Below are 12,219 nucleotides of genomic sequence, written 5' to 3'. Positions count from 1 at the left end.
TATGAATATTCAAAAGCATAGCCGGAAACCGTCTCATCCGGTCCGGAAATTTTTTGCGGTGGTGGTGCCGCTCATCCTGTTGTTTGTGGCAGTTCAGTATGCCGTTTTGTCGGTGATCGCCGTTCGCAAACATCTGAAAGCTTTGTATGAACTAGAGGATGTTCAACTGCTTTCAGTTGGGCACGATGTGGATTCTACTTATTTCAAACTATATAAAGAAAAGATTTGGCTCGAAACCCGGTTTCAGATTTCAAAAACCGACTCCATTAGTTTGAGCGTGGATTTGAAGGACAGCCTGTTGCAGCTCGAGTTGAAAGGTGTTGTTTTGAAAAGTGTCAAAATTCAGGAGTTTCGCTACGATCCATTTTTTAAGTACCTGAACACCGGTGCCTACTACCATTATTTCGGCGTGCAGGCAGTGGGCGAGAGTGCCTTGTCGACGATCGAAAAAGAACCATTAAAAATCAAGAAAGCGCCGAAAGATACGATTGAGTTTGCGAACCAAACACATATTGCCGACAGCGTGAAAGCCGAAGCAGTCCACTGGTTGCTAAAACTCGATAATGGAATTGTTGTGAAGATTGAAGGTTCGGATGCCGATTCGAAATCGGATTGGTGGATGGGGCAACGTTTTTGGTGGCAGCAGGATTTTGCAGGGTTGAAGAAAGATATGGAGCAAACGCTTGCCTTTAAAGTTCCGGAATATGTGCCGCAAATTGGTATGGTGATTTCCGAAGCGGATGCCAAAGCAATTTACCGGGCTTTACCCGTCCATCCGTTGGTTTGTATTCGGTATTGACAAAAATATAAAACACCGGGATCTCTGTGTGTCCCGGTGTTCCCTTTCCCTCTTTGGGTTGCGCTTATGTCAGATATATGATGACCAGAATCACAATCAGCGCCAATCCAATTGAAAACGCGATCAAGTTCCCCTGACTTTTCGAATTACCCGCTTTCATAATTAATTTCTTTTCTATTTAGACGGAGAATGGATTAGAGGTAACGGGCTGCAAACGGAAATTTTTCTTTTCGTGTTTGGTCGAATTTTCCGAACTTCGGGTAAAACAAAAATCAGCAATCTGATGAAGGAAGAAATTGGCGGGATAATTATGGCCGGTGGTATGAGTTCTCGCATGGGAACCGATAAAGCGCTCGTGACTTTTGAAGGGAAACGCCTCATTGATTATGCGATCGATTTATTGAAACCTTTTTGCTCCGAAATAATTATCAGCACCAATATTCGCGCACATGAAAAACTGGGATTGCGCACGGTTGCTGATGTGTATCAAAAATGTGGGCCGATTGGCGGTTTGCACGCTGCGCTTGCGGAGACCAATTTCGATCACAATATTGTTATCAGTTGCGATGTTCCGTTTGTGCAGCCCGAGTTGATCGAGTTGTTGCTGGCCAATACAAGCGGTTTCAACGCCGTTGTTCCCACTCATAAATGTGGAGTCGAGCCGCTGATTGCTGTCTACAGGAAAGAAATGGCTTCATTTTTTGAAACGCAGTTGATTGAGCGGAATTATAAACTGCAGCAGGTTATTCATTCTTCGAAATTGAATTTGCTGGAAGTTGACCATTTGGTGGCAAAATATCCACGCCTTTTCGATAATATGAATAGCATGGAAGAACTGAACAAGTTCTAAGGTTGGGGCCAATTCGGAAGGATACATTGACTGCTCCGTTGTTGCAGTAATTCCTCGAAATTTTCCAGACTTCTTTTCATCACTCCCGAATTTTCATCATGACAATTGAGGCAAGCACCCACGATCAGTATCTCTTGCTGTTGTTTTACATTGAACGGTTTGACGTTTGTTCGGGTTGAAACCGTTCCTTCCCGGGTTTGCAGAAATCCGGTCCACGCGTCTGCCGGAAGCCCGTCGTTCGGATCATCTTCATAAGTAGCATTGAATACCCACTGGCCTTTTCCGTTTTCTATTTTGTAGGTTAATTCGCCCTCGCCAAATCCCAGGGCAACCGGGTTATTGTGGCAGCTTTTGCAATCTCTCCCTTTTGCAGAAGTTGTATGCGGTGCGGTGGGAGCAAACAGTCGGTGAAAAATTACGGAGTCGCCTTTTGAGTTCGGGTACGATTTCTTGTCTATGGTGAGCACCATGCCGGGTGTTACCGGAATAACTTCTGTTTTTTCATCCGAAACGCGAACGCCCAAAGCTGGTTCTTTGGCGGTGTAGGTTCCAATGTATTCAACCCAGCTACCTCGTTTTTCTTCGTTGCGCGTCATGTCGTAGCCCGGTTCGTTCGGATCGTAGCTGTTGTGGCAGCCAACACAGCTTGGTGCCCACGAGCTGTGGCAGCTGGAGCAGGCCAGGTTTTGGTGGGCGTTGTTTCGGGTACAAACCGCCGCCGGCGCTTTCACCGGCATTTTTTTGCCTGTGTTCTTTCCGTATAGGAACACAGAGTCGTTTTCTACAGAAGTGTTGATCAGTGCATGCTGGTGTTTGGCAGTTTTTAAGATCATCCGGTTATTGATATTCCCGAAGCGCAGAGCGGCTATGAGTGCTGATTCGTTATCCAGATCGGTTGCTGCAAGCGTGTTGGCTTTTCCCGAAAAATGACAATCGCTGCATTGCACATCTTGCTGATCTTCCTCGTGGGCATAATGTTTACCGTCGCCCATCAGCTCGTACGAATGATGACAATCGATACATTCCATACCGGCTTTGTGGTGGACATCTTCGGGCTCTTTCGTAAAGACGCGGCTTTCCTCCACCAATCGGTAGTTGGAATCGTTCGTCATTTGGCTGGCTTCCAGTGTGGTCTCGTGCCATCCTTCGTAATTGGTCGAAATTCGACCTGAGCGGCTGTGGCATCCAAAACAATGGTTGTTCGTTACCTGCAAACTCACTGCCGGGTGAAACTTTCGGACTTCAAGGGAACTATCTGCTATTTCATCCTTGGCTTCTTGGCTGTAATTAAGGTGACAGGCCAGACATCCTCCGCCGCGGCTCATTTCTGTAATTGGACCAATCTCGGTTTTGGGATTTCCAAGATGACATCGGACGCACAGGTTTTTTAGATGCTCGTCGGCAGCGGAATTGCCCAGTTGATGCACATCGGTCAGTTGATCTGGATTGTCCTGCTCATTAAAAACGAATCGATCAACGCTGATCATTCCGCTGAGGGTCGACATCAAACCGGTCGGAACGCGTTCAACAATATTGGGGTGGCACTGCATGGTGCCGCAGGACTGCGATGCTGTGGCAAGATTTCCGGGAATCAAAATCATGTTGCGGTGCGACTGCTGCTTGCCGGTTGCAAACGGATCGCCTCCGTGGCATGAAAAACAGCCGATAACGTCGGGTTTATGCGCATCAACAAAACCGTGTGGCTGGTTGTGGCAGGCCAGGCAACTTTCTTTTCGCCCCAAAACAGTTGGCGAGTTGTTGGCTGCATCCGCTCCGAATTCAGGCGAAAACTTCACCATTGGCGACTTGAAATTGTGCAACACACTATAGTTGTAGCTTGGAGCGCCTGGATAAGTCCAGCTCCAATGCTCGCCGCGGAAGAAAAGGCCAATGATGGTAAGCACGAAGTAGAACGTCGTAAAAACAAGCAAACTTCGTTTACTAACCAGTACAAGTTTCCCGTTGTAAGTATTGACAAAGTAGACCAACGCCAGCAGTGCCAAAAGAATCAATAAAGTCCACTCCGGACGACTGAACCAGTGCAGGATTTCCTGGAACCCGACAAAGTACCAAGGCCCTTTCACGGTTGGATTCAGGTTGTCGTGCAAGGGGGCGCTGAAAAGGTAGCTCGCCAGAAGTGTTCCGACAGAAGTCATGAGAAATTCCAATGCTGATGGCCAAAATCGACGGCTGTGTTCCACCATAATGATGGCGATGAAAATCGTAAAAGTGGCAATATGATGGACATAAATTAATTGGAAACTATCCGGTTTGCCCAGTAGCGAAAAGGCCAGCGATTCGCCGATAATGGGGATGCGTTGAGCAAGTGTTTCCAGAATCTGTCGGGCCTGCAGGCTATCTGCATCACCTTTCAGCAAAAAACCGGTCAGCATGGCCAGGAAAATGATGAGTACGCCGACGCTCAGCCGCAATGCCATGCCTGGCTTCAAGCCAATTCGTTCTTTGTTGTGAAAATGATCGTACATATGAAGCAAACTGCAAATAAGAAAGAACTGTGAGCTCCAGTAATGCAGGTTCCGGATGAAGGAAGCCCATGGATTGCCAACCATCATTCCGCTCACGCTTAAATAGGGCGAGTCCACATCGAACGGGACAGCCAGTAAAACGCCTGAGAGCAGGATAAGCCAAAACAGGCTCAAAGCGACTGTTCCAAAGGTTGTTTTATGTTTTTTACCGGCCATCCTACGCTTCAATTTCAATTTGTGAGCCATCTTCAGAAATGCTCGATTTCATGATATTCAGATTCTTATAGGCAGGTCCCTTCAGCACCTGACCGTTCAAATCGTATTCCGACCCATGGCAGGGACAGACCAGTTTGTCAGTCGTTGCCTGGTTGATTTTACACCCCAGATGGGTGCAGTGCGCCCGAAAAACCTGAGTTTGATTATCGCGATTAATAATGATAAAATCATCGATGAAAGTGATGGACTTGTTTTTATCGAAAGGAAAAATGTGCTTGCGCTGTTTTCCGAGCTTGATCTGGTTGAGGGTGATTTTATTCCACAGTGCAACAAACAGTCCGATCGTGATCGTCATGCCCTGGTTTAGAAATGTTCGTCGGTTCACTCTCATCATCCTTCATTTTGAGATTCAAAAGTAGTAAAATGATAAATGAAAATATCTGTAATGTTAGATGTAATGGTTCCCGGTTGGAGGCTATTCTATAACACATTGAAAAAGAAGCATTGTTTTGTTAATTTGCATATGACCAAAAGTTTATTTGGAATTACTTTAAATAGGATTTGAGTATCCGAAATATTAGCAGATGGATATTGGAGCAGATTTTTACAGATTATTCTTGTTTGTGTTAATCTAATATGTAGTAATAGAGTAGTTTATATGCATGTAGTCCTCTTGGTTAATTGGATAAAAATACCTTAAAATCCGAAGGTTTCCGGTTGTTATTTTTAATGTTTTCAAATTAGATTTTAGTCGTAGGCTGTTCCAATTTTACTTCTATATTTGTCATCATATCTAAACGTATAAATATTTGTATAGCCTAACTTTTGGATAAAGTATAATGACTATTATCGATTCCAACTGCAGCTTTGCAAATCAATAATTAACTAAACTGATTGAAATTAATCGCGCATGAAAACCAGAAGGGATTTTATCAAGATTTCAGCAGTCGGTACCGGAGCAACAGTTTTGGGATTGAGTGCCTTCGGGGCCAAAAAGTTCAAATGGTTCGAACCCAAAATAGAAGGACCTGTCAGTGATGAAGATCTGACCCCCTATGCGACTTACTGCGAAGTTTGTTTTTGGAAATGTGGCGCCTGGGCTTATGTTGACAAGCAGGGCCGGATCCGAAAAATCGTTGGTAACCAAAATGATCCGCATTGTAACGGACGCCTTTGCCCCCGGGGAACTGGCGGTGTAGGTATGTATTACGATGAGGACCGGTTGAAAACACCGCTGATCCGGGAAAAGAAAGCCGATGGTTCGCAGGAATTCAGGGAAGCTTCTTGGGAAGAAGCACTGGATTTGGTTGCTTCCAAAATGAAGGAAGTGAAAGAGAAATATGGTCCGGAAGCTTTCGGCTTGTTTAATCATGGAAACCCCGGTGGGCACCTCGAACACCTTATGCGGGCTTATGGTTCTGAATCAAATGCTGAACCGGCCTTTGCCAATTGTCGCGGCCCTCGTTCTTCAGCCTATTTTGCCACTTTTGGTGCTTACATCGGCTCTCCCGAGTGTACCGATATTCGCGACACCGGGTGTTTGGTGCTGATTGGCTCTCACCTGGGAGAAAACATGCATAACTCGCAGGTTCAGGAAATGTCGCAAGCCATCGATAACGGAGCGACGATCATTACCGTTGATCCACGTTTCTCGACAGCTGCTGCACACTCAACGCATTGGTTGCCCATCAAGCCGGCAACGGACATTGCCTTGCTGATGGCCTGGATTCATGTGCTGATTTACGAAAATCTATACAACAAAGCATTTGTCGATCAATACACATTCGGTTTGGATCACCTGAAGGAACATGTGAAAAACATGACGCCTGAGTGGGCCTACGGAATTACGGATATTAAACCGGATGTGATCCGGAAAACAGCGCGTGCGATGGCAGGTGCTGCCCCGGCAGTTGTGATCCACCCGGGACGCCATGTGGTTTGGTATGGCGACGACACCCAGCGCGAACGTGCCATGGCTATTTTGACGGCGCTGCTTGGTGCCTGGGGGAAACGCGGCGGTTTATACATCCCTGAAGGAGTGAGTGTTCCGAAATACCCGCAGCCACATTACCCTGAACCCGAATGGACATGGAAAGATATCAACGAAGGCAAATACCCGTTGGCAACAATGGGAATTACAACCGAGCTGCTGAAAGCGTCGGTGCCCCGTTTGAATTATAAACACCAGGTAAAAGCCTGGTTCGTGGGTGGAACAAACCTGCCGTTGGCGATGCCGGACAAAAAACTGTTCAAGGAAGCTGCAGAGGCCGTTGAATTCATTGCTGTAATGGATACGATGCCGATGGAAATTACCGGTTATGCTGATGTGATTCTTCCGGAAGCGACTTATCTGGAACGCTACGATTTTATTCGCTCGTCACCGAACCGCGTGCCGAATATTGCGGTGCACGTACCGGCTGCAGAGCCTAAATACGATTCGAAACCGGGTTGGTGGATTGCCAAGCAAATTGGCGAACGCCTGGGCTTGCATGACTATTTCAACTACGATGATTTCTCGGAAGTGGTCGACTGGCAGTTGAAACAGCTGGGCACCTCGCTCGAAGAAATGAAGAAAATAGGCGTGAAGGAATATCCGCGCAAAAGTGGCCCCTTGTACCTGGGCGACGGTGAAGAATTCAAATTCAATACAAGTACCGGTAAGGTCGAATTGTACTCGGTTGATTTTGCCGATGAAGGATTTGAGGCCATGCCGGTTTACAAAGCGCATCCGGAACCACCGCAAAATTTCTACCGCCTGATTTATGGACGTGCGCCGATGCACACCTTTAGCCGTACCTCTAACAACCCCAACCTGTGGGATTTGATGAGTGAAAATGCAGTTTGGGTGAACCCGAAAGTCGCCGACCTGTGGGCCTTGAAAAAGGACCAGGAAGTTTGGTTGAAAAATCAGGATGGTGCCGTTACCAGTTTCCCGGTGAAAGTCCGGGTGACGGAACGAATCCGTTGGGATTCGGTTTACATGGTGCATGGTTTCGGGCATTCCGATAAAAAACTGTCGCGCGCATATGGTCGTGGAGCCAGTGATGAAGAGTTGATTACCAACATTGCCGTTGACCCCATTATGGGAGGAACCGGTATGCGCGGAAACTTTATAACATTCCTGAAAGACAATCCTGCAACTGAAGTAAAGGAGGATAAAGCATGAGATATGCGATGGCGATAGACACCAAGAAGTGTGTCGGCTGCGGCGATTGTGTCGTAGCCTGTCAAACTGAAAATAATGTACCGCACGGCTACTGCCGCGACTGGATTGTGGAGAGCGTTGACGGAACCTATCCGAGCCTCAGCCTCGAGTTCCGGTCGGAACGCTGCAACCATTGCGATAATTCACCTTGTGTGCGCTGCTGCCCAACCGGGGCCAGCCACAAAGCAGAAGGTGGAATCGTGTTGGTAACGCATCATAAATGTATCGGTTGTGGTGCCTGTATTCAGTCGTGTCCGTATGATGCACGTTACCCGCATCCGGAAGGCTATGTGGATAAATGTACGTTCTGCATTCACCGTGTGGAAAAGGGACAGAACCCGGCATGTGTTGACGTGTGTCCAACGCATTGTTTGTACTTCGGCGATCTCGACGATCCGAACAGTGATGTTTCGCTGGCTTTGAAGGACCGCAAGTGGAAAGTACTGGCGCCCGAAGCCGGAACAAAACCTCAATTGTATTTTCTAACCTAACAGCTAAAACGAAATACCTATGAAAGAAGAATTATTTGTCAGCGGACGCGATATTCCCAATATTGATCCGTACCTGAATATATGGCATTGGCAAATTCCGCTTTATCTTTTCTTGGGCGGTTTGGCTGCGGGGATTTTGTTCTTTGCCGGTTTTTATACAGTGCGTGGCAAAGCTGATAAAATGCAGGCTACTGTGAAATGGGCTCCTCTTTTAGCTCCAATCGCATTGGTTCTTGGCCTTGGCGCTTTGTTCTGGGATCTGAAACACAAACTCTTTTTCTGGCAATTGTACACCACTGTTCGTTTAGATTCTCCGATGTCGTGGGGTGCCTGGACGTTGATGATTATTACACCGATATCCCTGATTTGGGTGGCCAGTTACATGAAAGAAATGTTCCCCTGGTGGGATTGGAAATTTGATTTCCTGAACAAAGCTGAAGCATGGGTGATTAAAAATCGGGTTGGGATTGCCTGGGTGATGATGGTTTATGCGGTCATCCTTGGGGTTTACACCGGTATTCTGTTATCCGCATTCAACGCTCGTCCGCTGTGGAATACTTCGATTCTCGGGCCGCTGTTCCTGGTTTCCGGTTTCTCAACCGGCTTGGCGGCGACCATTTTGCTGAGCAAGGATCCGAAGGAGCGGAAACGTCTGAGTCAGATCGACCTCATTTTTATTGTGATCGAGCTGTTCCTGATCGTACACCTGTTTATGGGATTCCTGGCCGGATCGCAAACAGCGATTGAAGCAGCTCACCTATTCCTGGGCGGACCATTTACCGTTACTTTCTGGGTGTTTGTGGTAATGCTGGGGCTTGTTTTTCCGGCGGTTCTCGAAACCCTGGAGTTATTGGGTTTCCATGTTCCGAAGTGGTTGCCGGCTGTGCTCATCCTGTTCGGTGGTTTAATGTTCCGTTTCATTATGGTTGAGGCCGGACAAATCACCCGCTATTTATACTAACCATTCAAAAGAAGACCGACTATGAATAAACATCATTCAAAAAATAGCGAACCCAAATACATCAATCCCTACCTGGGCGGTGTATTGCTGGGACTGCTGGTGCTGGTTACAGTTCTGATAACGGGGCGTGGACTGGGGGCCAGTGGCGCAATCAAAAGTACTGTTGTAACAACGGCGCATGTTTTTACGCCGGAGCAGGCCAAGTCGAATGCTTACATGAATAAGTTTATCAGCGACGATCACTCGCCGATGTACACTTGGCTGGTATTCGAAACGCTGGGGATTTTCCTGGGTGGTTTGCTTTCCGGAATTGTATTTGGCCGCGTAAAGAAATTGCGCACAGAGCACAGTCCGAAAATTACGAGCAAAACCCGTCTGATTTTCGCATTGATCGGAGGTATGCTGTTTGGAATTGGCAGCCAGTTTGGCCGGGGGTGCACCAGTGGTGCTGCCCTGAGTGGTACGGCAACATTCGCTCTGGGGGGAGCGGTTGTTATGTTTGCCATTTTCGGCACCGGCTATGCAGCTGCTTATTTCTTCCGCAAACTGTGGATTTGAAAATTATTATTGATTATTGATTAATCGTTATTGAACGAACTGGTCAAATGCAGACAGTCAATAATCATTCAACATTAATCATTAAAAAATTAAAATATGTGTCCATTAATTCCTAACGGTATAATCGGAACTGGCTGGGACTTCGTCATTGCCCTGATTTTGGGGATCGCCTTCGGCTTTATTCTCGAAGCTTCCGGTTTCTCTTCCTCACGAAACATCGTCGGCGTTTTTTATGGCTACAACTTTGTGGTTTTGCGTGTGTTCTTCACTGCGCTGATCGTCGCCATGGTTGGTTTGCTGTACTTCAGTTATTTCGGTTGGCTCGACCTCTCCAAAATATTCATCCTCCCAACTTACCTGATACCGATGATTGTCGGTGGTGTCATCATGGGAATTGGTTTCATTATGGGCGGTTTCTGTCCGGGAACCAGTTTCACCGCAGTGGCTATTGGTAAGCTCGACGGTATTGTATTCACCATCGGCCTTTACCTGGGTATTTTTGTCTTCACGGAAGCTTACCCGTTGTTTGGTGATTTTTACAATAGTGGCGACTTGGGAAACGTGACCATCACGGATGCATTTGGTATTCCTGCATCGTGGGTAGCTATGGCTTTCACGGTGGTGGCGCTGGCTGCGTTCTGGGGAACGAGTTTGATTGAAAAGCGTGTTCGCAAAAATAGGTCCGAATATAAATTTTAGCACATGAACCGAAATTATATCTATCTCACCATACTGATGTTGGTGCTGGCCGTCGGAACGGTTTTGGTCAACAACGAACCTAAGTTGAAACAAATTGAACCGCAGCAATTGTTGGTTGAAATGGTTCAGCCAACCCGCTACGTAACGACAGACCAAGTGGCCGAAATGATGATTCACGGTGACCCGTCGCTGGAAATCGTAGATGTGCGGTCAGCAGCCGAATTTGAAAAGTTTGCTTTACCCAAAGCAGTCAATATTCCACTCGATAGTTTGATCAATCCTTCGAACCTCAGCTATTTCGGTATTCCCGGAACACGGGTTGTGTTCGTGTCGAACGACGATATCGCTGCTGACCAGGCTTGGGTGCTGACTAAACGACTGGGCTATAAAAGTACTTATGTGATGCGGGGTGGGTTGAATTGTTGGATGCAAACGATTATTGATCCGCAGGAGCCGGGTGAAAACGAACCGAGCCTGGCTTTCGAGACCTACACCTTCCGCAAAGGAGCGCAGCAATACTTTACAGGAGCGCAAGCAGAAGCGCCCGAGGGAGCCAAGGTTAAAGTTGAGGTGCAACGTCGTAAAAAGACTTCCGTTGCCGCCGGAGGTTGCTAATGTTTAATCGAATAAAACCAAAATCATGCATATACACGAATTAAATCCATGGCGTACCAGCATCGTTTTAACGTTGTTTGTCGTCATCATCATCATTGGTTTTGTCACTATGCGAAAGCCTTTGCTGACATACCAGCTGGACATGAAACAAAGTGTTGCCGAGACTCAATCGGACGGTTGCTGCTTTTATCCCTGGCAGTTGAATGCTGTACTGTCGAAGGAAAGCAGTGGTGTGGTGTTGTTTGATATTCGCGACAACTTTGTGTTTGGCCAGGGACATATCCCCGGTGCAGAAAACCTGTCGGCACAGAACCTGGCTCGCGAGGAAAGTATTGAGCGTCTTGAAACACTGAAAGGGATGGGAGCAACGGTGGTACTTTATGGCGAAGATCAATTACAGGCCAATGGCCCGGTTATGTTGTTCCGCCAGGTTGGCTTCGATAATGTGAAAGTATTAGTAGGCGGCTATCAATATTACAAAGCGCATAAAAATGATTTGCTTGCAACCCAAAATGATTCAACGCTCCTAAAAGGAGTTGCTCAGTTTAACTATGCTGAAATGGCTGCGCCGCAGGATGGAGCAGTCGTCAATACATCGAACGAAAAGAAAGCGGTTGAGGTGGTTCGTCGTAAAAAGACTGCCGCTGCAGCCGGTGGATGTTAGTTTTCGATTTTTCAAGGGGAAAAAGACCAAATAGTTTTACAGGCTGTCCAGTTCGTTGGATGGCCTTTTTTTTGCAGTGTCCGTTTCTTCACCGGGGATAAGTAAATCACCCGGTGAAATGTGTTAACAACAACTGCTACCCGGCGTACAGCGCGAATTGAGTGGTGCATAGGTAAAACCGACCTGCGACTCAGCAGCCGGGATGCCGCATTTATCTTTGGCCAGGCAATCGGTCTGTTTCGAGCTCAGCAAAAAGTTGGTTCCATCGAACTCCAAACCGAATTTTTGAATTGTTTGTCCCTGGTATTCAACTTCGATCTCCGAGTCCTCAATATTTAATGTCTTTTCTGACAATTCAATAATTTTCAAAAGCTTTTCCGGATGTAACCGGTGATCATAATCATTGGCATTCCAGAGCTGGAAGTTGACTACTTGCTCGTTGCGCACCGTTCCGCCACAATCAATAAAGCGTTTGGTAATTTGCCCAACTTCGGTCACGTGAAAGTGGCCGGGCACATATTCGCCATTAGGCAATTGAAAGGCAATCGTCTTGATTTGTTGTAATGCTGCTTTTACTTCCGATAGTTTCATGCTGATAATTTTCAATACTGCTTTTAACAGTTTCCCTGTTCAATTGTTTGGCACGGCAGACTCGAGCGGGTTCGATTCTGCTAT

The 12,219-nt window shown here is 46.8% G+C and carries 12 protein-coding genes; 9 read left to right on the top strand and 3 right to left on the bottom strand.

Annotated features, from left to right (window positions below; all coding sequences use genetic code 11):
• Nucleotide 1: 1 nt before the first annotated feature.
• Nucleotides 2–799 carry a hypothetical protein gene (locus BC643_RS08935; protein ID WP_120272760.1) on the top strand — a complete coding sequence of 266 codons (798 nt, stop codon included), beginning with the start codon at nucleotides 2–4 and terminating at the stop codon, nucleotides 797–799.
• A gap of 283 nt (nucleotides 800–1,082) precedes the next feature.
• Nucleotides 1,083–1,649 carry a molybdenum cofactor guanylyltransferase gene (locus BC643_RS08930; RefSeq protein WP_147377178.1) on the top strand — a complete coding sequence of 189 codons (567 nt, stop codon included), beginning with the start codon at nucleotides 1,083–1,085 and terminating at the stop codon, nucleotides 1,647–1,649.
• Here BC643_RS08930 and BC643_RS08925 read toward each other — a convergent pair.
• Together BC643_RS08925 and BC643_RS08920 are read right to left on the bottom strand one after the other, a co-directional pair.
• A complete protein-coding gene (locus tag BC643_RS08925; protein ID WP_170154505.1) occupies nucleotides 1,646–4,351 on the bottom strand; it encodes a cytochrome b N-terminal domain-containing protein in 2,706 nt (901 codons plus the stop codon). The genes BC643_RS08930 and BC643_RS08925 overlap by 4 nt on opposite strands.
• Nucleotide 4,352: 1 nt before the next feature.
• Entirely contained in the window at nucleotides 4,353–4,706 is a 354-nt protein-coding gene (locus BC643_RS08920) for a QcrA and Rieske domain-containing protein (protein ID WP_170154504.1), read from the bottom strand.
• 555 nt (nucleotides 4,707–5,261) lie between these two features.
• Here BC643_RS08920 and BC643_RS08915 point away from each other — a divergent pair.
• From BC643_RS08915 to BC643_RS08885, 7 genes are all read left to right on the top strand, one after another.
• Nucleotides 5,262–7,517, top strand: coding sequence for a molybdopterin-containing oxidoreductase family protein (locus BC643_RS08915; protein WP_120272756.1), 2,256 nt, complete (start codon nucleotides 5,262–5,264; stop codon nucleotides 7,515–7,517).
• Entirely contained in the window at nucleotides 7,514–8,047 is a 534-nt protein-coding gene (locus BC643_RS08910; protein WP_120272755.1) for a 4Fe-4S dicluster domain-containing protein, read from the top strand. The genes BC643_RS08915 and BC643_RS08910 overlap by 4 nt, the downstream gene beginning before the upstream one ends.
• A gap of 19 nt (nucleotides 8,048–8,066) precedes the next feature.
• Nucleotides 8,067–9,008 carry an NrfD/PsrC family molybdoenzyme membrane anchor subunit gene (gene nrfD, locus BC643_RS08905; RefSeq protein ID WP_120272754.1) on the top strand — a complete coding sequence of 314 codons (942 nt, stop codon included), beginning with the start codon at nucleotides 8,067–8,069 and terminating at the stop codon, nucleotides 9,006–9,008.
• Nucleotides 9,009–9,029: 21 nt separating this feature from the next.
• Nucleotides 9,030–9,566: a YeeE/YedE thiosulfate transporter family protein gene (locus BC643_RS08900; RefSeq protein ID WP_120272753.1), complete on the top strand. Its 537-nt coding sequence runs from the start codon at nucleotides 9,030–9,032 to the stop codon at nucleotides 9,564–9,566.
• A gap of 96 nt (nucleotides 9,567–9,662) precedes the next feature.
• The gene (locus BC643_RS08895) at nucleotides 9,663–10,265 is read left to right on the top strand and encodes a YeeE/YedE thiosulfate transporter family protein (RefSeq protein ID WP_120272752.1); all 603 of its coding nucleotides are present in this window, start codon (nucleotides 9,663–9,665) and stop codon (nucleotides 10,263–10,265) included.
• Between the two features lie 3 nt (nucleotides 10,266–10,268).
• Nucleotides 10,269–10,880, top strand: coding sequence for a rhodanese-like domain-containing protein (locus BC643_RS08890; protein ID WP_120272751.1), 612 nt, complete (start codon nucleotides 10,269–10,271; stop codon nucleotides 10,878–10,880).
• Between the two features lie 25 nt (nucleotides 10,881–10,905).
• Entirely contained in the window at nucleotides 10,906–11,544 is a 639-nt protein-coding gene (locus BC643_RS08885; protein WP_120272750.1) for a rhodanese-like domain-containing protein, read from the top strand.
• Between the two features lie 123 nt (nucleotides 11,545–11,667).
• Here the strand turns inward: BC643_RS08885 and BC643_RS08880 are convergent, their stop codons facing one another.
• Nucleotides 11,668–12,135, bottom strand: a complete 468-nt coding sequence (locus BC643_RS08880; protein WP_120272749.1) for a DUF6428 family protein — start codon at nucleotides 12,133–12,135, stop codon at nucleotides 11,668–11,670.
• Nucleotides 12,136–12,219: the final 84 nt, after the last annotated feature.

Source organism: Mangrovibacterium diazotrophicum (assembly GCF_003610535.1).
In the GTDB taxonomy this organism is placed as follows: domain Bacteria; phylum Bacteroidota; class Bacteroidia; order Bacteroidales; family Prolixibacteraceae; genus Mangrovibacterium; species Mangrovibacterium diazotrophicum.
This window is presented reverse-complemented; position numbering and strand designations above follow the sequence as displayed.

Bases quoted from the DNA above. Each gene is read 5' to 3' on its own strand.
- BC643_RS08935 (WP_120272760.1), top strand. From the start codon at position 2: ATGAATATTCAAAAGCATAGCCGGAAACCGTCTCATCCGGTCCGGAAA.
- BC643_RS08930 (WP_147377178.1), top strand. From the start codon at position 1,083: ATGAAGGAAGAAATTGGCGGGATAATTATGGCCGGTGGTATGAGTTCT.
- BC643_RS08925 (WP_170154505.1), bottom strand. From the start codon at position 4,351: ATGGCCGGTAAAAAACATAAAACAACCTTTGGAACAGTCGCTTTGAGC.
- BC643_RS08920 (WP_170154504.1), bottom strand. From the start codon at position 4,706: ATGACGATCACGATCGGACTGTTTGTTGCACTGTGGAATAAAATCACC.
- BC643_RS08915 (WP_120272756.1), top strand. From the start codon at position 5,262: ATGAAAACCAGAAGGGATTTTATCAAGATTTCAGCAGTCGGTACCGGA.
- BC643_RS08910 (WP_120272755.1), top strand. From the start codon at position 7,514: ATGAGATATGCGATGGCGATAGACACCAAGAAGTGTGTCGGCTGCGGC.
- nrfD (WP_120272754.1), top strand. From the start codon at position 8,067: ATGAAAGAAGAATTATTTGTCAGCGGACGCGATATTCCCAATATTGAT.
- BC643_RS08900 (WP_120272753.1), top strand. From the start codon at position 9,030: ATGAATAAACATCATTCAAAAAATAGCGAACCCAAATACATCAATCCC.
- BC643_RS08895 (WP_120272752.1), top strand. From the start codon at position 9,663: ATGTGTCCATTAATTCCTAACGGTATAATCGGAACTGGCTGGGACTTC.
- BC643_RS08890 (WP_120272751.1), top strand. From the start codon at position 10,269: ATGAACCGAAATTATATCTATCTCACCATACTGATGTTGGTGCTGGCC.
- BC643_RS08885 (WP_120272750.1), top strand. From the start codon at position 10,906: ATGCATATACACGAATTAAATCCATGGCGTACCAGCATCGTTTTAACG.
- BC643_RS08880 (WP_120272749.1), bottom strand. From the start codon at position 12,135: ATGAAACTATCGGAAGTAAAAGCAGCATTACAACAAATCAAGACGATT.